Source organism: Nonomuraea sp. NPDC049269 (genome assembly GCF_043197155.1).
In the GTDB taxonomy this organism is placed as follows: domain Bacteria; phylum Actinomycetota; class Actinomycetes; order Streptosporangiales; family Streptosporangiaceae; genus Nonomuraea.
In genome coordinates, this window is sequence record NZ_JBICSO010000006.1 from 547,878 (window position 1) to 569,370 (window position 21,493).

Genomic DNA, 21,493 nt, shown 5'->3' on the forward strand with positions numbered 1-21,493 from the left:
CATCGGCGGCCGGGCACAGGGCCGGAGTGGAATGTCTTCGATACATGACGTGGCCGAGCGGGCGCAGGTGGCGGTCAGCACCGTCTCCGCCGCGCTCAACGGCACCCGCCCGGTGGCCGCGGCGACCAAGCGGCGCATCGAGCAGGCCGCGGCCGAGCTCGGATACCGCCCGAACCTGCTGGCCCGGGGCCTGCAGAGCAAGCGGACGCGCATCCTGGCGCTGCTGTTCCCCGCGCCGCGCAGCGGGTTCGGGCTCACCGAGATGCAGTTCGCCACCGGTGCCGCCGAGGCGGCCAGCGAGCTGGGCTATCACCTGCTGCTCTCGCCCGAGAACGCCGACCCGATCGAGGAGCTGCGCCACCTCACCGGCTTGGGGCTGGTGGACGGCGTACTGCTGATGGAGGTGGGCCTCGACGACGAGCGGCCGGAGTTCCTGTCGGCGGCCGGGGTCGCGTTCAGCATGATAGGGCGGACCCGCGAGCCCGGCTCGATCGACTACGCCGACATCGATTTCGCGGCGACGGCCAGGGACGCCGTGGCGCACGTGGCCGGGCTGGGGCATCGCAAGCTGGCCTTCTTCAACCTGTCGACCGACACGTACGCGGCCCAGTACGGGCCCGCGATCCGGGCCGAGATCGAGTTCGCCGGGGCCGCCCGCGCGGCCGGGATCGGTTACGTGGACGACTTCCGCCCCGGCTCGGCCGAGGAGGGCCGGCAGGCGTTCGAGGAGCTGGTCGCCGCACATCCCGACGTGACGGCGCTGGCCGTGATGGACGATCACGCGGCGGTCGGCGTGATCGCCGCCGTGGCGGCGCGCGGCTGGCGGATCCCCGCGGACCTGACGCTGCTGCTGGTGCTGTCGTCGGCGCGGGTCGCCGAGATGTTCCACCCCAGGCTCACCACGCTGGAGCCGCCCAGCGCCGAGCTGGGCCGGCTCGGCGCGCAAATGCTCATCGACCGGCTGCAGGGCGACGGCCCGCCACAGCAGCGGCTCGTGCCCTGCCGCCTGGTGATCGGCGACAGCTCCGCACCACCTCGCGAAGAGAGGACACCATGAGGCTGGGAACGCACACGCTGACCGACGGGCGTGGGCTGCTGTTCGGCGGGGACTACAACCCCGAGCAGTGGCCGGAGGCGGTCTGGGCCGAGGACGTCGAGCTGATGAAGGCGGCCGGGGTCAACCTGGTCACCGTCGGCGTGTTCAGCTGGGCGCGGATCGAGCCGGAGCCGGGCGCGCGGGACTTCGGCTGGCTGGACCGGGTGCTCGACCTGCTCGGCTCGGCCGAGATCGCGGTCGATCTGGCCACGCCGACCGCCTCGCCGCCGCCGTGGCTGGGACACCGCTGGCCGGAGACGCTGCCGGTCGACGAGTCGGGGCACCGCCTCTGGTACGGCTCGCGCAACCAGTTCTGCCCGTCGTCGCCGGTCTACCGGGAGCGGGCGCTGGCCATCGTGACCGACTTGGCCGACCGGTACGCCCACCACCCCGCCCTGGCGCTGTGGCACGTGGGCAACGAGTACGGCCAGATCTGCCACTGCGACGAGTCCGCGGCGGCGTTCCGCACCTGGCTCCAGGACCGCCACGGCGACCTGGACGCGCTCAACGAGGCGTGGGGCACCACGTTCTGGAGCCAGCGCTACAGCGACTGGGCCGAGATCATCCCCCCGCGCCGCGCCCCGTACCTGATCAATCCCACGCAGCGGCTCGACTGGCAGCGCTTCTGCTCCGACGCGCTGCTCGCCCACTATCAGGCCGAACGCGACATCCTGCGCGGCCGCACCCCCGGCACACCGGTCACCACGAACTTCATGGGGCTGTTCAAGCCGGTCGACTACTGGTCGTGGGCCGGCGAAGAGGACATCGTCTCCAACGACTGCTACCCCGACCCGGCGGACCCGCTCTCCCCCGCGCGGACCGCGCTCACGCACGACCTGATGCGCGGGCTCGGCCAGGGGCGGCCCTGGCTGCTGATGGAGCAGGCCACCAACGGCGTCAACTGGCGCCCGCACAACCTGCCCAAGCCGCCGGGGCAGTTCCGGCTCGAATCGCTGCAGGCGGTGGCCCGCGGCGCGGACGGGCTCTGCTACTTCCAGTGGCGGGCCTCGCGGTTCGGCGCCGAGCGCTTCCACGCCGCGATGGTGCCGCACGCGGGCCCGGACACGCGCCTGCACGCCGAGGTCCGCGCGCACGGCCAGGAACTCCGCGAGCTCGCCTCCGTGGCGGGCGAGCCGGTGCCGGCGCGGGTGGCGATGGTGTTCGACTGGGCGAGTTGGTGGGCGCTGGAGGAGCGCGGGCGGCCCAGTGACCGCCTCAACGCACCGGACCAGCTCCTGAGCTACTACCTGCCGTTCTGGGAACGCGGCGTGAGCGTGGACCTGGTGCCACCCTCGGCCGAGCTGAGCGGTTACCCGCTGGTCGTGGTGCCGAATCTCTACCTCGTCAGCGATCAGGACGCCGCCGCCTTGACCGCGTACGTACATGGCGGCGGCGTGCTGATGGTCGGGCCGTTCTCCGGGATCGTGGATCCGCGGGCGCACGTGCGTACCGGGCGGTTCCCCGCGCCGCTGCGCGAGGTGCTCGGCGCGTCCGGCGAGGAGTGGCTGCCCGCGCCCGAGGACCGGCCCGTGCACTGCCGGTGGACCGGCGGCGAGTTCGCCGCGCACGCATTGACCGGCGGCGCCGAGTTCACCGCGCACACCTGGACCGAACTGGTCGAGGCGGAGGGCGCCGAGACGGTGGCCGAATTCGCCGAGGGCGACCTCGCCGGGCACCCCGCCGTGCTGCGGCACCGCGCCGGGCAGGGCGTCGCCTGGTACGTGGCGACCATGCCCGAGCCGGCCGCGCTCGGCGCGCTGGCCGGGCGGCTGCTGGCCGACGCGGACGTGCGCGGGGTCCTGCCCGACCTGCCGCCGGGCGTCGAGGCGGTACGCCGCGGCGACGTCCTGTTCCTGCTCAACCACGGCACCGCCACCGTACGGGTGCCGATCCCCCACGCGGCCGATGACCTGCTGACCGGATCCCCCGCGACGGGCCACGTCACGCTCACGCCGCGCGCGGTCGCCGCGCTGCGCCCCCGAGTTCAACCACCGTTTGGAGATCCCCTTGCGTAGAAGAACGTTCCTCGCCTCGTCGGCCGCCACGCTGCTCCTGGCCGGTTGCGGCAGCACCGACGACTCCGGCTCCGATGCCACCGCCCCGGCTCCCTCGCCCATCGCCGGGGACGAGAACGCCGCGGCCTCCCTGGTCTTCTGGAGCTGGGCGGAGAACATCCAGCGCGTCGTCGACCTCTGGAACAAGAAGAACCCCACCCAGCAGGTCACCCTCAGCGGGCAGGCCGCCAGTGACGAGCTGATCGCCAAGTTCCTGACCGCGGTCAAGGCGGGCAACGCGCCCGACGTCCTACAGGCGGAGTACCAGTCGCTGCCGACCCTGATCACCAACAACGCCCTGCAGGACCTGACCAATTCGATCGCCCCGGTCAAGTCCGCCTTCCCCGAAGGCACCTGGAACCTGACCTCCTTCGGCGGCGCCACCTACGCGATTCCCGCGGACGTCGGCCCGATGATGCTCTTCTACCGCGAGGACCTGTTCGAGAAGCTGGGCCTTGCGGTGCCGCAGACCTGGGAGGAGTTCGGCGCGCTCGCCGAAACGGTCCGGCAGAAGGACCCCAAGCGCTACCTGACCACGTTCTCCCCCGGCGACGCCGGCTGGGTGGCCGGGTTCGCCCAGCAGGCCGGGGCCAACTGGTGGTCCAACCAGAAGGAGGCGTGGAAGGTCGCCATCGACGACCCGGCCACCCGCAAGGTGCTGAGCTTCTGGGGTGGGCTGGTCAACTCGGGCGCGGTGCTCGGCGACCCGATGTACACCCCGCAGTGGAACAGCCAGATGAACGACGGCACCATCATCGCCTGGCCCAGCGCGGTCTGGGGCTCCGGCGTCCTGGCGGGCGTCGCCCCCTCCAGCAAGGGCAAGTGGAAGATGGCCCCGCTGCCGCAGTGGAGCGCGGGCGAGAACGTCACCGGCTTCTGGGGCGGCTCGTCCACCGCGGTGAGCGCCACCTCCAAGCAGAAAGCGCCGGCGGCGAAGTTCGCCAGGTGGCTGAGCACCGACCCCGAGGCGCTGAAGGTGCTCGTCGAGATCGGCCTCTATCCGGCCGCCACGCTCGGCCAGACCTCCGGCGGGCTCGACGCCGCGCCCGCGTACATGACCGGCCAGCCCGACTACTACGAGTCGGCCTCGAAGATCTCGAAGACGGCGCGCGGCTTCGACAGCTGGGGGCCGAACACCAACGTCACCTACGGCCAGTTCGAGGACAAACTGCCGACCGCGGTCAAGAACAAGGCCGACCTCGCGGCCGTGGCCACGCAGGTGCAGCAGGCGAGCGTCGCCGACCTGAAGAAGCAGGGCTACCAGGTCGTCGGCGGATGACCGGAAGGCAGAAACGCGCGCCCTACCTGATGGCGGCGCCGGCCGTCATCCTGTTCACGGTCTTCATCGTGGTGCCGATCGGATACGCCATCTGGCTGAGCCTGCACGCCATGCGGGTGCGGGGCGCCGGGTTCGGCATCCGGACCGAGGTGTTCATCGGCCTGGCGAACTACCTGGAGGCGATCCAGGACGCGGCGCTGTACGAGGCGATGCGGCGCATGCTCGGCTACGGCGTGATCATGGTGCCCGCCACCATGGGCCTGGCCCTGCTGTTCGCGCTGCTGCTGGACGCGCCCAGGGTCGGGGGCAAGCGCGCCTCGCGGATCACGATCTTCCTGCCGTACGCGGTGCCGGGCGTCATCGCCAGCCTGCTGTGGGGGTTCATCTACCTGCCGGCGGTCAGCCCGATCAGCGCCGCCCTGAAGGGGGCCGGACTGCCGGCCGCGGACTTCTTCGGCGATGTTTCGATCTTCTTCTCGGTGGCCAACATCGCCGTGTGGGGCTCGGTCGGGTTCAACATGGTGGTGCTCTACACCACGCTGCGGGCCATCCCCAAGGAGCTGTACGAGGCCGCCCGCCTCGACGGCGCCAGTGAGTGGCGGATCGCGCTGCGGATCAAGGTGCCGCTCCTGCGCCCGGCGCTCACCATGACCTCGGTCTTCACCCTGATCGGCATGCTGCAGGTCTTCAGCGAACCGGCCACGCTGCGGCCGATGACCAACGCCATCAGCCAGGACTGGGTGCCCCTGATGCGGATCTACCAGCAGGCGTTCGTGGACAACGACATCTACCTGGGCGCGGCCAGTTCGGTGCTGCTGGCCGGCGCGACGGTGCTGCTGTCGCTGGGCGCGCTGGCCGTCTTCAGGACCCGTAGCGTGAGGAGCGATCGATGAGAGCGCGCACCAAGATCGTGCCTACGCTGATCCTGGCGCTCGGCGGCGTGTACGCCCTGCTGCCCCTGCTGTGGGTGGTGATCGCGGCGACGAAGGGCCCGGAGGAGCTGTTCACCACGTTCTCCGGCTGGCCCAGCTTCAACGGCGGCTTCACCGGGAACATCGCCGCGCTCAGCGCGTACGGCAACGGGCGGTTCTGGCTGTGGATGCTCAACAGCCTCATCTACGCCGGCGGCGGCGCGTTCCTGACCGTGGTCGTGTCGGCCGCGTGCGGGTACGCCCTGGCCAAGTTCCGCTTCGCCGGGCAGCGGCTGATCTTCGGGGCGCTGCTGGCCGGGGTGCTGGTGCCGCAGATCACCCTGGCCATCCCGCAGTACCTGCTGCTGTCGGACATGGGGCTGGTCGGCACCTACTGGTCGGTCATCCTGCCCAGCGTCATCAGCCCGTACAGCATCTACCTGTGCCGCATCTACGCCGCCGCGGCCGTGCCGGACGAGATCCTCGAGGCCGGGCGGGTGGACGGGGCGGGCGAGTTCCGGCTGCTGTGGTCGGTCGGTGTGCCGATCATGACGCCGGGGCTGGTGACGGTGTTTTTGTTGCAGTTCATCGGCATCTGGAACAACTTCCTGCTGCCGTACATCATGTTGGCGAACGACGACCGCTTCCCGCTCACCGTAGGGCTCTACTCGCTGCTCAACCGGGGGGCCTCGCAGCCGGCCCTGTACAGCCTGGTGATCAGTGGCTCGCTGCTGTCGATCATCCCGATCATCGCGCTGTTCCTGTTCCTGCAGCGGTTCTGGCGGCTCGATCTCGTGGCCGGCAGCGTCAAGGGCTGACCACCCCACTCACGGACGGATCATCATGAAGTTCAAAGACGGCTATTGGCGGATGCGTCCCGGGGTGCGGGGCGACTACGCCACCGCGGCCCACGACGTGACCGCGGACGCCGCCTCGCTGCGGGTGCTGGCGCCGACCAGGCCGATCACCCGTCGCGGCAACACCATCGACGGACCGGTCCTGCGGGTGGACCTGTCGTCTCCCATGCCGGACGTGATCAGGGTCCGTACGGTGCACTTCGCGGGGTCCGTACCGGCCGCGCCGGTTTTCGAGGTACGCGACGAGGCGCCCGCGGTGAAGATCACCGTGGACGGCGAGGAGGCGAGCCTGACCAGCGGCGCCCTGACCGTCAAGGTGCGCAGGGACCTGCCGTGGGAGATGTCCTTCAGCGCGGACGGCCGGGAGCTGACCCGCAGCGCCGGCAAGAGCCTGGGCGTCATGCACGATGCCGACGAACGGCACTTCATGGTCGAGCAGCTGCGGCTGAGCGCCGGGGAGCTGGTGTACGGGCTGGGCGAGCGGTTCGGCGCACTGGTACGCAACGGGCAGTCGGTCGACATCTGGAACGACGACGGCGGCACCAGCAGCGAGATGGCCTACAAGAACATCCCCTTCTACCTCACCAACCGCGGTTACGGGGTGTTCGTCAACCATCCGGGGCGGGTCTCGTTCGAGGTCGGCTCGGAGACGGTGTCGCGGGTGCAGTTCAGCACCGAGGGCCACGATCTGGAGTACCTGATCATTCACGGGCCGACGCCCGCCGAGATCCTGCGCCGGTACACGGCGCTGACCGGCCGGCCGGCGCTGCCGCCCGCGTGGTCGTTCGGGCTGTGGCTGTCCACGTCGTTCACGACCGACTACGACGAGGCCACCGTGGCGTCGTTCGTGGACGGGATGGCCGAGCGGGGGCTGCCGCTGAGCGTGTTCCATTTCGACTGCTTCTGGATGCGGCAGTTCCGATGGTGTGACTTCGAGTGGGATCCCGAGGTGTTCCCGGACCCGGCGGGGATGATCGCCCGGCTCAAGGAGCGCGGGCTGCGGGTCTGCCTGTGGCTCAATCCGTACATCGGGCAGGCGTCCGCGCTGTTCGACGAGGGGGCGGCGGCCGGTCACCTGCTGCGCCGCCCGGACGGCCGCGTCTGGCAGGACGACCACTGGCAGGCGGGGCGGGCGGTGGTGGACTTCACCTCCCCGGCGGCCCGCGAATGGTACGCGGACAAGCTGCGCGGGCTGCTCGACCTGGGGGTGGACGCGTTCAAGACCGACTTCGGCGAGCGCATCCCCACCGACGTGGTCTACGCCGACGGCTCGGACCCCGAGCGGATGCACAACTACTACAGCCTGCTCTACAACCAGACCGTGCACGACGTACTGGCCGAGCGGCGGGGCGCGGGCGAGGCCGTGCTGTTCGCGCGGGCGGCCACGGTCGGCGGGCAGCGGTTGCCGGTGCACTGGGGTGGCGACTGCGAGTCGACGTTCGAGGCGATGGCGGAGAGCCTGCGCGGCGGGTTGTCGCTGGGCCTGGCCGGGTTCGGGTTCTGGAGCCACGACATCGGCGGGTTCGAGGGGCGCCCGGATCCTGCCGTCTTCAAGCGGTGGGTCGCGTTCGGGCTGCTGTCGTCGCACAGCCGGTTGCACGGGAGCGGGTCGTACCGGGTGCCGTGGCTGTTCGACGAGGAGTCGGTCGACGTGCTGCGCTCCTTCACCGAGCGGAAGCTGCGGCTGATGCCCTATCTGTACGGTGTCGCCGTCCAGGCCGTCCAGGAGGGCCTGCCGATGATGCGGGCGATGCACCTGGAGTTCCCCGGCGACCGGGCCTGCGACCATTTGGACGCCCAGTACATGCTCGGGCCCGATCTGCTGGTGGCCCCTGTGCTGTCGGCGGATGGTGAAATTTCCTACTACGTCCCTAACGGCGTGTGGACCCGGCTGCTCGACGGCGAGACCGTCACCGGGCCCGGCTGGCGTACCGAGCGGCACGGGTTCGACAGCCTGCCGCTGCTGGTGCGGCCAGGAGCGGTGCTGGCGACGGGCGCCCGCGCGGACCGGCCCGACTACGACTACGCCGACGGCGTCACCCTGACCGCCTACGAGCTCGCCGACGGCGCGTCCCGTACCGTTACCGTGCCCGCCATGGACGGCGGCACCGGGGCCGTGTTCGAGGTGGCCCGCACGGGCGACCGCGTCCACGCCCGCCGCGTCCAGGGCGCGCCCGCCCCCTGGAACCTCCGGTACGCAGGGGTCCACGCCGCCTCCGACACCGACCACATCGAGATCACCCTCAGCTCGAAGGAGTGACATGCCCACCTTCCCCGAGAACTTCCTGTGGGGCACCGCCACCGCCGCCTACCAGGTCGAAGGCGCCTGGGACGAGGACGGCCGCGGCCCCTCCATCTGGGACACCTTCTCCCACACGCCCGGTCTCGTGACCAACGGCGACACCGGCGACCTGGCGTGCGACCACTACCACCGCCTGGAGGAGGACCTGGACCTCCTCGCCGGACTGGGCGTCGGCGCCTACCGCTTCTCCATCTCCTGGCCACGCGTGCAGCCCGGCGGTCGCGGAGCCGTCAACCGGCCCGGCCTCGACTTCTACTCGCGCCTGGTCGACGGGCTGCTGGCCAGGGACATCGCCCCGGTGGCCACCCTCTACCACTGGGACCTGCCGCAGGAGCTGGAGGACGCGGGCGGCTGGCCGCACCGCGACACCGCGCTGCGCTTCGCCGACTACGCCACGCTCATGGGCGAGGCGCTCGGCGACCGCGTCCACACCTGGATCACCCTGAACGAGCCGTGGTGCTCGGCCTATCTCGGCTACGCCTCCGGCGTGCACGCGCCGGCCAGGACCGACCCCGCGGCCGCCCTGGCCGCCGTGCACCACCTGAACCTCGGCCACGGCCTGGCCGTCCAGGCCCTGCGTTCGGTCGCCGACCCGGCCGCGAAAATGTCGGTCACGCTCAACCTGCACCACGTACGCGGCGTGTCCGAGCGCGACTCCGACGCGGTGCGGCGCGCGGACGCGCTGGCCAACCGGGCCTTCCTCGGCCCGATGCTGGAAGGCGCCTACCCGCGTGACCTCATCGCCGACACCGCCTCGGTGACCGACTGGTCGTTCGTCCGCGACGGCGACGAGGCCGCCGCGTGCGCGCCGCTGGACCTGCTCGGCGTCAACTACTACAACCCCGTCCTGGTACGCCAGTGGGACGGGGTCAGTTCACGGGAGACCGCCGACGGCCACGCCGACGGCGCCGCCTCCCCGTGGATCGCCTGCGCGGACATCGAGTTCGTCCGCCAGCCCGGCCCGTACACCGAGATGGGCTGGAACATCGACGAGACCGGCCTGACCGAGCTGCTCCTGCGCCTGCACCGCGACCACCCTGACCTGCCCATGATGATCACCGAGAACGGCGCCGCGTTCGCCGACGTCGTGGACGATGACGGCCGGATCAGGGACGAGCGGCGCATCGACTACCTGCACCGCCACCTGACGGCCGTCACCGAGGCGATCGCCGGCGGGGCCGACGTGCGCGGCTACTTCGTGTGGTCGCTGATGGACAACTTCGAGTGGGCGCACGGCTACGCCAAGCGGTTCGGCATCGTCCGCGTGGACCGCGACACGATGGAGCGCACCTGGAAGGACAGCGCGTACTGGTACCGCGACGTGGTCGCCTCGGGCAAGCTGCCGGTGAGCTGAGCCCGGTCACGGCTGGGGTTCCTCGGGCGAAGGGACGCTGAGCGCGAGGATGGCGGTGTCGTCGTCCAGACCGGTGCCGAAGCCTTCGAGCAGATCGGCCAGGGCGGCGACGGCCGCACTCGCGGTGGTGGGGGCGAGGCCCGTGGCGAAGGCGTGCAGGGCTTCGTCTCCGTAGCGGCCGTCGGGGGTGCCGGTACGGGCCTCCGTCAAACCGTCGGTGTACAGCAGCAGCGTGTCGCCCGGTCCCAGGTGGATCACTCTGGAGGTGAACGTGGCGCTGGGCAGGATGCCGATGAGCAGGCCGTCCGGGGTGTGCTGGTAGTCGGCGGTGCCGTCGGCGCGCAGCAGCAGGCACGGAGGGTGGCCGCCGCTGGCCAGCGTGATGGAGAAGCCGTCGCCGTCAGGGGCGAGGATCCCGAAGATCGCGGTGCAGTAGCGGGGGTCGTCACCGCGATACTCCTGGTGCAGGGCGGTGTTGAGGGTGTCCAGTACGGTCACCGGGTCGGAGTCGTAGACCGCGGCCGCGCGCAGGGTGTAGCGGATCAGCGAGGTCACCGCTGCCGCCCCGGCGCCTTTACCGCACACATCTCCCAGGAAGAAGCCCCACCGCTCGGAGCTCAGCGGGAACAGGTCGTAGAAGTCGCCGCCGACCTCGTCGCGGGAGGCGGTGTGGTAGTGGGCGGCGGCCCGCAGGCCGGGCACCTGCGGCAGCGAGGACGGCAACAGGCTGCGCTGCAGGGTCGTGACCAGCCGTTGGAGCCGCTCGCGGTCGCGCTCGGCTTCCTGGCGGGCCCGCAGCAGCTCGCGTTCGTAGGCGCGGCGGTCTGAGGCGTCGAAGATCGTGGTGCGGATGACCTGGGGCCGTCCGTCGGCGCCGGACTTGACCTTGGAGGTGACCAGCACCGGCATTCGTTCGCCGTCGGCGGTCCGCAGCTCCAGGGCCACCCCGCCGACCTCGCCCTGCATCGTCAGCAGCGGTGCGAAATGGGTCTCGTAGTACAGCCGGCCGCCGACGGTGAGCAGGTCGGAGAAGGTTCGGCGGCCGACGAGTTCCTCGCGGGCGTAGCCGAGCCAGCCCAGCAGGGTGGCGTTGACCTTGGCGATCTGGCCGTTCAGGAGGGTGGACAGGTAGCCGCAGGGCGCGTTCTCGTACAGGTCTTCGGCACTGTCCTCCAGCAGCGAGGAGAACACCACCGCCTCCCCCCGCTCGCCGTGCCCGGGCGCGTTCATCACCGAGCGGCGAAGGAGGCGATCGCCTCGATGGTGACCTCCGGAGCGCTGAGCTGCGGGCAGTGACCGGTCGCGGGCAGCGTGACGAGCCGGCTCCCCTCGATCTGGGCATGGACGAACGCGCCGACCTCGCGGGGCGCGATCACGTCCTCCGCGCACTCGATCACCAGCGTCGGCACACTCACCTTGGCCAGCTCGGCCCGGTGATCCGACAGGAACGTCACCCGGGCGAACGCCCGCGCGATCAGCGGATCGGTACGGCAGAAGCTGTTTTTCAGCTCCTCGCTCAGCTCGGGACGGTCCGGATTGCCCATGATCACCGGCGCCATCGCCGCGGACCAGCCCAGATAGTTGCTGTCCAGCGACTCCAGCAGCTCGTCGATGTCGGCCCGGCTGAACCCGCCCCGGTAACCCTCGTCGTCGATGTAACAGGGCGAGGGGACCAGCAGCACCAGCTTGGCGAACCGCTGTGGCTCCTGGATCGCCGCGAGCACGCCCATCATCGCGCTGACCGAGTGACCGACGAAGACCACGTCCGACAGGTCCAGCTCCCGGCAGATCCGCAGGATGTCCTCGGCGTAGCCGTCCAGCGTGGCGTAGCGCTCCGGCCGCCAGGCCGACAGATCGGACCGGCCCGCCCCCACATGATCGAACAGCACCACCCGGAAGTCACGGGCCAGCGCCGGCGCCACCAGGCGCCACAGGTTCTGGTCGCAGCCGAACCCGTGGGCCAACATCACCGTGGGCCCATCCGTACGGCCGCTCACCACCACATGGTTCCTGGCTCCGATATCCCCCATAACGGTCACCCTTCCGCCGGCAGGAGAACACTCGCTGGAACCCCCTTGCCCCCGGCAGTGACTTTTCACATCAAACCGGGGACAAGTTACGGTCTCTGACTATCTACCGCGGTCAAGCCGGGAAGTCCTTCGGATTGATGGAACTGGTCCGCGCGTTGCCGCCCTTGACCGGGTTGAGGGTCAGGGTCCAGATGCTCGTCGAGGTAGCGGTCGTGGCGAACTTCAGCCGATCGTTGAACCGCTGGTAAACGGCGTTCCGGCTGAACCTGCCCTTCGACGTGCTGAACCGGGAGCCGGTGGTGAAGTAGACCCGGTACGTCCCGTCCCTGACGTCCTTGACGCTGGCGGTGGATCTGGCGCGAACGTAGATGCTGACCGCCTTGGCCTTGCCCTTGACCAGCGTGACGACCCCGTCCCTGGGGGTACCGTTCTTGATCTTGAGAGTGCCCAGCCCACCGCCGAGGCGGTGGTAAAGGATCTTGCCATTGCCGGGGCGCGCCGCGGCGGCCGTCTGCACCCCCGAAACGACGGCACGCTCACCTGCGGTGGCGGGGGCGGCGACCAGCAGTCCACCGGCCAGCGCGACGGCCGCGACGACACCGGCACGTAACGGGGTTCCTTCGAGAAGTCTCTTCACAGTGAACATCTCCTTGGAGGGCGTACGTTCAGACCGAACATAGAAGAGCCCGGCGCGATCGCCTAGATGCCGGTGAAAGCCTTGAGGGTGGCCGTGCCGCCGGGGTCGCGGTCCGTGCTCACCGGTACCAGAGCCACCTCATCCACCCCGGCCTCGGCGTACGCGGACAACCGCGCACCGACCGTATCCACATCGCCGAGCAGCGCGACCGAGGCGACCAGCTCGTCGGGCACGGCGGCGAGCAGTTCCCGGGGATGCGGCCGGGTGCGGGCGAAGGCGACGACGTCGCCGAAGCCGGCCTCGGCGAACATCTCTCCGTACCCCGGAGCGGGCAGGTAGCCGACGACGGCCCGGCGGATCCGATCGATGGCTTCGCGGTCGGGATCCACGGCGGCGGTGACCCAGGCGGTCACGGAGGTGGCCGGGTTCACCGCACGCAACTGGGCGACCAGCCGCCCGGCCGACGCGGGCGTGATCAGGTTGAGCACCATACGGTCGGCCATGGCGGCGGTCCGGACGGCCGACGGCCCGAAGGCCGCGACGGACAGCCGTGACCGCGGGGCGGGCAGGCGGAGCCGGTAGCCGCTGCTCGCCACGGACGATCCGGCGAAGTCGGAGCGCTCGCCGTCCAGCAACGGGCGGAGGGCCTCGACGGCCTCCCGCAACGCGGTCGCGGATCGAGCGCGCGACCGCCCGTGCCACCCCTCCACGACGAGCGGGCTGGAGGTGCCCACGGCGACGTCCACCTGCCGCCCGGTCAGCCCGGCGACCGAGGCCGCGCCCATGGCGATCATCATCGGATCGCGTACGGCCACCGCCAGCGGCCCGATGGTGAGCCCGATCCGCGTGGTGGCCAGCCCGATAGCGGTGGCCAGCGCGAAGGCGTCGTACGTGGCCATCTCCCCGATCCACAGCGACGGATAGCCCAGCTCATCGGCGGCCCGGGCCGTCAGCAGGGCCTCCTCCGCGGGCCGGTCCTGCCACAACCCAAGAGATACGCCGAGCGAAGGGCTCACCGCAGTTGCTCCGCCCGTACCCAGGTGGCGTGGAAGCCGAGCGGGACCCGCCGCGGCAGCAGCACGCGGGCGATCGGTCCCTCCGCGAGCCGGGCGGCGTGCAGGATCTGCACCTCGGAGCGGCCCTCCCGCTCGTCGGTGACGAAGCTGACCAGGTAGCCGTCGTCCTCGGCGGTCGAGCCGTCGCGCGGGGCGAAGGGCGCTTCGCTGCCGTATCGGCCGGGGCCGTAGCGGTAGGTCTCCTTGGCGCCGGTGACGTTGTCGTAGCGGACCAGGCCGTCGAAGAGGTTGGTCTCGGCGTCGGCCACGGTGACGTTGTAGGCGTACCGCGTGGGGTATCCGGTGGAGCGCGCGTCGATCGAGGGGAACTCGGTGTTCTGGTCGGCGTCCACGTACCCCTCCGACGTGCGTCCCGTCCGCAGGTCGAAGCGGTAGCGGTACATCCGCGCGTCGAGCTTGAGATAGGAGATCATCCGCGCCAGCGGCGAGCCGGTCGTGGAAGGCGTCGGGCGCGAGACCCGGCAGACGTCCAGGGTGATCTCATCGCCCTCTTCCCAGGCGTTGACGACGTGGTAGATGTAGCACGGCTTCGCCTCGAACCAACGAATCGCCCGGCCCCGCCGCGGGATCACGCCGAAGCGCGCGGGCAGCTCCCGGTCGAAGGTCAGCTTGTAGCGCCCCTGCCGGGCGGCGTCGAGGTCCTGGTAGAGCGGCAGGTCCATGAGGATCGCGTGGTCCCGCGTGATCGCCATGTCGTGCGGCAGCCGCGCCCCCGGAAGGTCCAGCTCCACGCAGTGCTCCACTGCGCCGCCGGGTCCGACCACGCCGTAGCGCAGGTACGGCGGGCGCGGCCCGTAGTCGAACCAGAACAGCTCACCGGTGCGCTCGTCCACCTTCGGATGCGCCATGAAGTCACCGTTGAGCGTGTCGAGGAAGGTGTCGACGCCGAGCGTCTCCAGCGAGAGCGGGTCCAGACCGTACGGCGCGCCGCACAGGTACCACGAGGCCAGCACCTTGCCCCGATGGAAGATCAGATCGGTGTTGGCCGTGTCCTTGAAAGGCAGGCCCCGCGCGTTGCCGAACGGGTTGCCCTTCGGGTTCTCCATCACGCCGGTCCAGAGCGACCGGCCGGCGGCGGACTCGGCCTCGAAGGCCCTGGTACGCACCCAGCGGTTGCGGTAGCGGGCCCGGCCGTTCTCGAAGTGCATGGCGTGCACCATGCCGTCGCCGTCGAACCAGTGGTAGCGCCCCTTGACCGGGAAGCGGGCGTTGGGCCCGTTGCGTAAGTAGACGCCGTTGAGGTCCGCGGGGATCTGCCCGATCACCGTGAGCTCGTCCGCGGTGACCTCGTCCTGGACCGGTGCGTAGACGCCCAGCAGGTACGGGTTTGACTCGCCGGATTCATCCACCATCACGACACTTTCGGCCATATCTGGAAGCTACGATAAGCGAAGTCAGGAGTCAATTGACGGCGTATTGTTGGGGCCATCACCCCCACGGGAGTCGCGATGACGCATTCCGCCGACCGGATCGCCCGCTACACCGCCAAGGGCTGGTGGACCGGTGACACGATTGACCGGCTCCTCACGACGCAGGTGGCGGCCCGGCCCGGCGACACGGCGATCGTGGACCCCCTCAACAAGCTCGACGGTCCGGTGAAGCGGCTGACCTGGGGGCAGCTCGGCGCGGAGGTGGACCGGGTCGCCGGGGTCCTGCACGCGCGGGGGATCGGCCCCGGCGACGTGGTGGCCGTACAACTGCCCAACAGCGTCGAGCTGGCGGTGAGCTTCCTGGCGATCGTCCGGCTCGGCGCGACCGTCACACCCTTCCCCGTGCAGTACCGCGAGTACGAGCTGGCCCAACTACTACCCCTGTCCGGCGCCGGGCTGCTCATCACCGGCCGGGAGTCCAGAGCGCCGGAGGGCACGCCCACGCTGTCGTGGCCGGGCGACCTGGAGGGCGTGACCGGCGCCGAGGCGCCGCGGCGTGCGGCCGACCCCGCCGAGCGGGTGACGATCTGCTGGACCTCCGGCACCGAGGCCACTCCCAAGGGCGTGCCGAGGTGCCACTACGACTGGCTCGCGGTCGAGGCGATCTGCACGGCCGCACCCGCGCTCACCGACCAGGACGTGATCCTCAACCCGTTCCCGATGGTGAACATGGCCGGGATCGGCGGCGTCTTCCTGCCGTGGCTGCGGGTCGGCGCCACGCTCGTCCAGCATCACCCCTTCGACCTACCCACCTTCCTGGCCCAGATCGCGGCCGAGCGGGTCACCTACACCCTGGCCCCGCCCGCGCTGCTCACCCTGCTGCTGCACCAGGAGGCGATCCTGGCCGAGGCCGACATCTCCTCGCTCACCCGCATCGGCTCGGGCTCCGTCCCGCTGCCGCCGCCGATGGTGCGCGGCTGGCAGGACCGGCACGGCATCGCGATCATCAACTTCTTCGGCTCCAACGAAGGCATCGCCCTGCTGTCGGACCCCGCGCACATGCCCGACCCGGAGGTACGCGCCCGCTTCTTCCCCCGTCCCGGAGCGCCGGGGGCACCGGAGTTACTCGACCGCGTACGCACCAAGCTGGTCACTCCGGACGGGAAGGAGATCACCGAGCCGGGGATCCCCGGCGAGCTGCGGCTGATCGGCCCCACGGTCTTCGCGGGCTACCTGCCCGGCACGGCCGAGGCGGACCCGTTCGACGAGGACGGCTACCTCAGGACCGGCGACCTGTTCGAGATCGCCGGCGACCAGGGCCAGTACCTGCGCTACATCGACCGCGCCAGGGACATCATCATCCGCGGCGGCATGAACATCGCTCCCGCCGAGCTGGAAGCCCTGCTCGCCGGGCACCCGTCGATCGCCGAGGCGGCGGTCGCCGGCTACCCCGACGACGTGCTCGGCGAGAAGGTCTGCGCGGTCGTGGTCCCCAACGGGGAGATCGACCTGGAGTCGGTCGTCGCCTTCCTCAGGGACAAGGGCATCGCCTCGTACAAGCTCCCGGAGCGGCTGGAGATCGTCGAGGCGCTGCCCCGGAACCCCGTCGGCAAAGTGCTCAAGAGGGAGCTGAAGCTGTGATCCGCTCGGGGATGACGAAGTGCACCTCGGTCCGGCTGAGCGCCTGCCCGCACGACCGGCACCGTAGACAGGGGCGGAACGGCTGCCCGCACGCGCGATGGGTGACGCGCAGGTCGGTGTCCGGCGGGCCGGTGTACCAGGTCTGCGCCCAGTCGACGATGAACGCGAAGACCCCGAAGAAGTCCATGCCCTTGTCGGTCAGCCGGTACCGGGGCCGCGTCCCGGGCTCTTCCACGGCGAGCACGCCCAGCTCCGTGAACAGACGCAGCCGGTTGGCCAGCACCGACGGAGCCACGCCGAGCTCCGCCTGGAAGTCGGTGAAGCGCCGTATGCCGAGGAAGGCGGCCGCGAGGATCACCGTGCTCCAGCGGTCGCCCAGCAGCTCGAACGTCTCGGGGAAATAGGACAGCGGGTCGCGCTCGGCCGCGCCGCGGACGGTCCTGCGGTGATGGCGCGGCACGGTCACCTGGGCGAAGGTGGCCGCGCCCCGCACGGTCTCGGTGTCACGGGCGGCGACCGGCGCCCGGCCGCAGCTCGCACAGCCCAGCTCGACGTCGGTACGGTTGCCGCAGACGTCGTGCGTCAATTCCGGCAGCCCCTGACGGCGCGGCACCCACCTGCGCTCCCAGGACCAGATCTCCACCAGCATCGGCCACAGCTCGACCGCGCGCTCGGTCAGGAGGTACTCGGTGCGGGTACGGCCCTGCTCCCGGTAGGGGACCGGCCGCAGCAGCTCCCCCGCGACCAGCTCCTTGAGCCGGTTGGCCAGCACCGACTCGGACATGCCCAGCTCGTCCCGCCAGTCGGCGAAGCGCCGGATGTGCAGGAGGAAGGCCCGCTGCAGGATCAGCAAGGTCCACTGGTCACTGATCGCCAGCAGCGCCTGCCCGATCGCGCTGGGCCGCTCCGCTCCCGCCACCCGTTCCTCGCCTTCCTGCTCCTTCGACGATAAAAGCTACCTCGGCCCGGCGCACGCCCGGCGCTTCGTTCTCCTCAACGACCACCTCCGTTCACAACCGCCCCATAGATTCCGAGACCATGGGATTCAATGACCTGTCCCGGCGGTCCCTGCTCGCCGGCGCGCTGTCCGGGGTCGGGCTCACTGTGCTGGGCGGTACCGCCGCACGGGCGGCGGCTCAGGCACCCCGCCGGGTACTGATCGCCACGAACGAGCCGTGGGGCACCTATCACGCGGCGCCGCTGCTGCCCGAAGCGCGGCGCCTGGGATGGGAGGTCGTGCAACTGGTGCCCGACCGATCAGGGATAAAGCCGGGTGATCCAGTCCCGGTCGCGACACCTGACGAGAACCCGCACGGCGACCTGCTCGTGGTGACCGGCGCCGGGGACTGGCCCGCCGACTGCGCCGCGCGGCTGCGCCACCTGCCGCTGGTCGCCGGCTCGCTGGCCTACCAGCTGCCCGTCGAGGCGCCACGCGCGAAGGAGTTCCGCGAGCGGCTACGGGCGATCACCGCCTCGTCGCCCGCCGAGGCGAAGGTGTTCGACGACTATCTGGGCACGCGCCGCCCGATCACGGTGGTGGGTACGCCGCAGACCGACGACCTGCCCAGGCACGTCCCGGAAGAGGGCACCGTCCTGGTGCTCACCAGCGTGACCAAGTCCAGTGGCACCGGCGGTTCCGCCCCCGGCACGGACCTGCTGCTCGCCGCGGCGGAACGCCTCGCGGCGGCCGGCAAGCACATCCTGGTCGGGCTGCACCCGCGCGAGGACCGCTCGCTGTGGGAACGGTACGAGATCAGCGCGGTCCCGTCGGTCCAGGCGGCGGCACGGGCCGAAGCCGCCATCGGCATTCCCGGGACCGTTTTCCCGGTCGTGGCCGCGGTGGGCGTCCCGCTGGTCGGCTGTACGGACCCGCGCCTGCAGATCCCCGACTATCTGCTGAGCGTCTGCACGCACACGATCAGCAGCGCGGACGACGCGGTGACCGCCGTGGAAACGGCCGAGCCCGTCTCTCGGCAAGTGCTCTACGAGGCGGTCGGCCCGGTGGGTGGCTCCGCCAGGCGCCTGTTCAAGGTGTGGCGAAAGGCCGGCTTCCGGGCCCACGCTGCCCCGGTCACCGCCTTCCCGTGAACGTTCGGCGGAGCAGGCGTTCCAGGCTGTTGACCGCTTCGTCCGTGTCGGTGTCCGCGCGACGGGAGATCGCGACGTCGACCATCGGCACCGGCGGCAGCCCCTGCTGCTCGGACGGCCGGACGGCGCCGGGCGGGACGTTGCCGATCAACAGCGCCCCCACGCCGATCCCGGCCGAGACCGCCGCCTGGACGGCGTGCACGCTGGTGCTCTGGAACGCGATCCGCCACCGGCGCCCGTGGCGGCCCAGCGCGTCGAGCACAGGCTGCCGCCACTGGCAGGGCTGAGTGAACAGCACCAGGGGCAGCGGGTCGGTGAACGGGTCGAAGGCCGGAGCGCACGCCCATGTCAACGGCACCTGGCGCTGCCACCGCACCGAAGCGTCCGGCATCACCGACGGGTCGCCGAACACCAGGTCCAGCCGCCCCCGCTCGGCCGGCCTGCGCAGCGCCGCGGCGGGGCCGACGATCACCTCCAGGTCCACCTGCGGATGCAGCGCGGCGAAGTCGGCGAGCGCGGCGGGCAGCGTGGTGATCGCCAGGTCCTCCAGCAGCCCGATCGCCCGCCGTCCCGACGGGGCCGCGCCGCGGCCGTTGATCGAGGTGCGCGCCTCGTCATGCAGGGCCAGCATCCGCTCGGCGTAGGCGAGCAGCGTCTCACCCGCGGGGGTGAGCTTGGCCCCGTGGGGGTCCCGGATCAGGATCCGTTCACCGACGGCCTGCTCCAGGCGCTGGATCCGCTGGCTCACGGCGGGCTGGCTCACCTTCAACGCGGTGGCCGCGCGGGTGATGCTGCCCGCGCGCACGGTCGTCGTGAAGGAGCGCAGGTCGGCGATCTGGAAATCCTTCTCCATAAGCAACCATTATGCCTCCCACGGAATTATCGGCATTCTCAATGAAGAGACGGATCCTTACGCTGACCGCATGACCGGATACCACCACGTCGACGTCTTCGCCGACCGGCCCTACACGGGCAACAGCCTCGCCGTCTTCGTCGATCCGCCGCCGCTCGACGCGGAGCGGATGCTCCGGGTGACGCAGGAGCTCCGGCACTTCGAGACGATCTTCGTGCGCACGCAGGACGCTCCCGGCGTCGTGCGGGCCCGCGTGTTCGACCTGCTGGAGCAGCTCGACTTCGCCGGACACCCGGTGCTGGGGGCAGCGGCCGTGCTCCACGAGCTGGCGGGCACCGAGCCGGGCGAGGAGCGGGCATGGACGTTCGAGCTGAAGGCCGGGACCGTGCGCGTCACCACGTCCGGCGAGCGGCCTGGCCAGGTGTCGGCGCTGCTGGACCAGGGGCGGCCCGTGTTCGCGGCGGAGAAGGCCCCGCTGGAGCGAGCGGCCGCCGCCGAGGCACTCGGCCTGGCCGAGGACGATCTCGACGACGAGCTGCCGCTGGAGATCGTCTCCACGGGCCTGCGCTATCTCGTCGTCGCGGTGCGCGACGGTGACGCGCTGGCCAGGGCCCGCATCCGCCACCCGGACTTCGGCGGATTCCTGGAACGCCTGGGCGCCCAGTTCGCCTATGTCCTCGACGCGGTGGCGGTCGAGGGCAGGCACTGGAACAACGACGGCGTCCTGGAGGACGTCGCCACCGGCAGTGCCGCCGGGTGCGTGGCGGCCTACCTCCTGCGGCACGGGAGGGCCCGCGACGGCCAGGAGCTGTCGCTGGCACAGGGACGCTTCACCGGACGGCCCAGCAGGATCGCCATCACCGCCCACGGGACGGCCGACGACGTGCGCCGCGTCACCGTCGGCGGCGGCGTGGCCGCCGTCGGCACCGGCTCGTTGCGGGTCCTGCCGTGAAGGTGTACGGCGCGGACGCCATCAGGGCCGCCATCGGCCTGGACGAACTCGTCGAACCCGTGGCGCGGGCCTTCGCCGACTTCAGCGAAGGGCTGGGCGAGGCACCGATCACGGTGTTCGCGCCGGCCGGCGACCAGGGCGACGTGCACGTCAAGTCGGCGTGGATGCCAGGCCGGTCCGTGTTCACCGTCAAGGTCGCGGCCTGGTTCGCCGCCCGCGCGGCCGGCGGTCTTTCGCCGTCCAGCGGGTTCGTCGCCGTCCACGACGCGACCACCGGAGACCTGCGCGCCCTGCTCATGGACGAGCACCACCTCACCGACGTCCGCACCGCCGCGGCGGGAGCGGTGGCGACCCGGCTGCTGGCCCGGCCGGACGCCGCCACCGTGGCGGTCCTCGGCACAGGGGCCCAGGCGCGACTGCAGGTCCTGGCCGCGCGAGCCGTACGCCCGATCGAGCACGTGGTCGTCTGGGGCCGGCGGCCCGACGCGGCGCGGGCCCTGCGCGCGGCGCTACTGGCGGCCGGTCCGCCGCTCACGGTGTCGGTGGCCGACCATCCCAGCGACGCCGTACGGCGGGCCGACGTGATCGTCACCGCGACCGGCAGCCGCCGGCCCATCCTGGAGGGCGCCTGGCTGCGGCCAGGTCAGCACGTCACCGCCGTCGGCGCGGACGACGACACCAAGGCCGAACTCGACCCGGCCTGCTTCCACCGCGCCGACGTGCTGGCCGTCGACAGCCGGGAGAGCACCCCGCTGCACGCGGGAGACCTGCGGGCCTCGGGCAGGGCGCCGGACGTCGAACTCGGCGACCTGCTGCTCGGCCGCCACCCCGGCAGGACGTCCACCTCGCAGATCACCGTCGCCAAGCTCGTCGGCCTGGGCATCCAGGACCTCGCCGCCGCCGAGACCGCGCTCCGCCTGCTCGAACGGGAGACAACCCCGTGATCGCCCGCACCTGGATCGGCCGCGTCCCCGCCCGCCACGTCGAGCTCGT

The 21,493-nt window shown here is 71.1% G+C and carries 18 protein-coding genes; 11 read left to right on the forward strand and 7 right to left on the reverse strand.

Annotation, left to right across the window (positions count from 1 at the left end; all coding sequences use genetic code 11):
• Positions 1–31: 31 nt before the first annotated feature.
• The 7 genes from ACGFNP_RS34430 to ACGFNP_RS34460 are packed head-to-tail and all read left to right on the forward strand — an operon-like array spanning position 32 to position 9,853.
• Entirely contained in the window at positions 32–1,057 is a 1,026-nt protein-coding gene (locus ACGFNP_RS34430) for a LacI family DNA-binding transcriptional regulator (RefSeq protein WP_358331674.1), read from the forward strand.
• Positions 1,054–3,111, forward strand: coding sequence for a beta-galactosidase (locus ACGFNP_RS34435; RefSeq protein WP_393325753.1), 2,058 nt, complete (start codon positions 1,054–1,056; stop codon positions 3,109–3,111). The genes ACGFNP_RS34430 and ACGFNP_RS34435 overlap by 4 nt, the downstream gene beginning before the upstream one ends.
• Positions 3,104–4,429 carry an ABC transporter substrate-binding protein gene (locus ACGFNP_RS34440; protein WP_393325755.1) on the forward strand — a complete coding sequence of 442 codons (1,326 nt, stop codon included), beginning with the start codon at positions 3,104–3,106 and terminating at the stop codon, positions 4,427–4,429. The genes ACGFNP_RS34435 and ACGFNP_RS34440 overlap by 8 nt, the downstream gene beginning before the upstream one ends.
• Positions 4,426–5,322, forward strand: a complete 897-nt coding sequence (locus tag ACGFNP_RS34445; protein ID WP_358331683.1) for a sugar ABC transporter permease — start codon at positions 4,426–4,428, stop codon at positions 5,320–5,322. Before ACGFNP_RS34440 ends, ACGFNP_RS34445 begins: the two co-directional genes overlap by 4 nt.
• A complete protein-coding gene (locus ACGFNP_RS34450) occupies positions 5,319–6,158 on the forward strand; it encodes a carbohydrate ABC transporter permease (protein WP_219527979.1) in 840 nt (279 codons plus the stop codon). The genes ACGFNP_RS34445 and ACGFNP_RS34450 overlap by 4 nt, the downstream gene beginning before the upstream one ends.
• Positions 6,159–6,183: 25 nt before the next feature.
• Positions 6,184–8,457, forward strand: a complete 2,274-nt coding sequence (gene yicI / locus ACGFNP_RS34455; protein WP_358331686.1) for an alpha-xylosidase — start codon at positions 6,184–6,186, stop codon at positions 8,455–8,457.
• 1 nt (position 8,458) lies between these two features.
• Entirely contained in the window at positions 8,459–9,853 is a 1,395-nt protein-coding gene (locus ACGFNP_RS34460; protein WP_393325759.1) for a GH1 family beta-glucosidase, read from the forward strand.
• 6 nt (positions 9,854–9,859) lie between these two features.
• Here the strand turns inward: ACGFNP_RS34460 and ACGFNP_RS34465 are convergent, their stop codons facing one another.
• From ACGFNP_RS34465 to ACGFNP_RS34485, 5 genes are all read right to left on the reverse strand, one after another.
• A complete protein-coding gene (locus ACGFNP_RS34465; RefSeq protein WP_393325761.1) occupies positions 9,860–11,083 on the reverse strand; it encodes a PP2C family protein-serine/threonine phosphatase in 1,224 nt (407 codons plus the stop codon).
• Complete coding sequence (locus ACGFNP_RS34470) at positions 11,083–11,883, reverse strand: alpha/beta fold hydrolase (protein WP_393325763.1); 801 nt, start codon at positions 11,881–11,883, stop codon at positions 11,083–11,085. The genes ACGFNP_RS34465 and ACGFNP_RS34470 overlap by 1 nt, the downstream gene beginning before the upstream one ends.
• A 112-nt stretch (positions 11,884–11,995) precedes the next feature.
• On the reverse strand, positions 11,996–12,520 hold the full coding sequence (locus ACGFNP_RS34475; RefSeq protein WP_393325765.1) for a hypothetical protein: 525 nt from the start codon (positions 12,518–12,520) through the stop codon (positions 11,996–11,998).
• Between the two features lie 62 nt (positions 12,521–12,582).
• A complete protein-coding gene (locus ACGFNP_RS34480; RefSeq protein ID WP_393325767.1) occupies positions 12,583–13,536 on the reverse strand; it encodes an LLM class F420-dependent oxidoreductase in 954 nt (317 codons plus the stop codon).
• The gene (locus tag ACGFNP_RS34485; RefSeq protein ID WP_358331704.1) at positions 13,533–14,966 is read right to left on the reverse strand and encodes a carotenoid oxygenase family protein; all 1,434 of its coding nucleotides are present in this window, start codon (positions 14,964–14,966) and stop codon (positions 13,533–13,535) included. The genes ACGFNP_RS34480 and ACGFNP_RS34485 overlap by 4 nt, the downstream gene beginning before the upstream one ends.
• Positions 14,967–15,044: 78 nt before the next feature.
• On the opposite strand from ACGFNP_RS34485, the gene ACGFNP_RS34490 reads away from it, so the two are divergent.
• Complete coding sequence (locus ACGFNP_RS34490; RefSeq protein ID WP_393325770.1) at positions 15,045–16,607, forward strand: class I adenylate-forming enzyme family protein; 1,563 nt, start codon at positions 15,045–15,047, stop codon at positions 16,605–16,607.
• Here ACGFNP_RS34490 and ACGFNP_RS34495 read toward each other — a convergent pair.
• Entirely contained in the window at positions 16,585–17,526 is a 942-nt protein-coding gene (locus ACGFNP_RS34495; protein ID WP_393325772.1) for a winged helix-turn-helix transcriptional regulator, read from the reverse strand. The two genes, ACGFNP_RS34490 and ACGFNP_RS34495, sit on opposite strands and share 23 nt — an antisense overlap.
• Positions 17,527–17,645: 119 nt before the next feature.
• On the opposite strand from ACGFNP_RS34495, the gene ACGFNP_RS34500 reads away from it, so the two are divergent.
• A complete protein-coding gene (locus ACGFNP_RS34500; protein ID WP_393325774.1) occupies positions 17,646–18,695 on the forward strand; it encodes a hypothetical protein in 1,050 nt (349 codons plus the stop codon).
• Here the strand turns inward: ACGFNP_RS34500 and ACGFNP_RS34505 are convergent.
• Positions 18,679–19,548, reverse strand: a complete 870-nt coding sequence (locus ACGFNP_RS34505) for a LysR family transcriptional regulator (protein ID WP_393325776.1) — start codon at positions 19,546–19,548, stop codon at positions 18,679–18,681. The two genes, ACGFNP_RS34500 and ACGFNP_RS34505, sit on opposite strands and share 17 nt — an antisense overlap.
• A 70-nt stretch (positions 19,549–19,618) precedes the next feature.
• Between ACGFNP_RS34505 and ACGFNP_RS34510 the strand changes: the two genes are divergently transcribed.
• Together ACGFNP_RS34510 and ACGFNP_RS34515 are read left to right on the forward strand one after the other, a co-directional pair.
• Positions 19,619–20,500, forward strand: a complete 882-nt coding sequence (locus tag ACGFNP_RS34510) for a PhzF family phenazine biosynthesis protein (RefSeq protein WP_393325778.1) — start codon at positions 19,619–19,621, stop codon at positions 20,498–20,500.
• Entirely contained in the window at positions 20,497–21,444 is a 948-nt protein-coding gene (locus ACGFNP_RS34515; RefSeq protein WP_393325781.1) for an ornithine cyclodeaminase family protein, read from the forward strand. Before ACGFNP_RS34510 ends, ACGFNP_RS34515 begins: the two co-directional genes overlap by 4 nt.
• Positions 21,445–21,493: the final 49 nt, after the last annotated feature.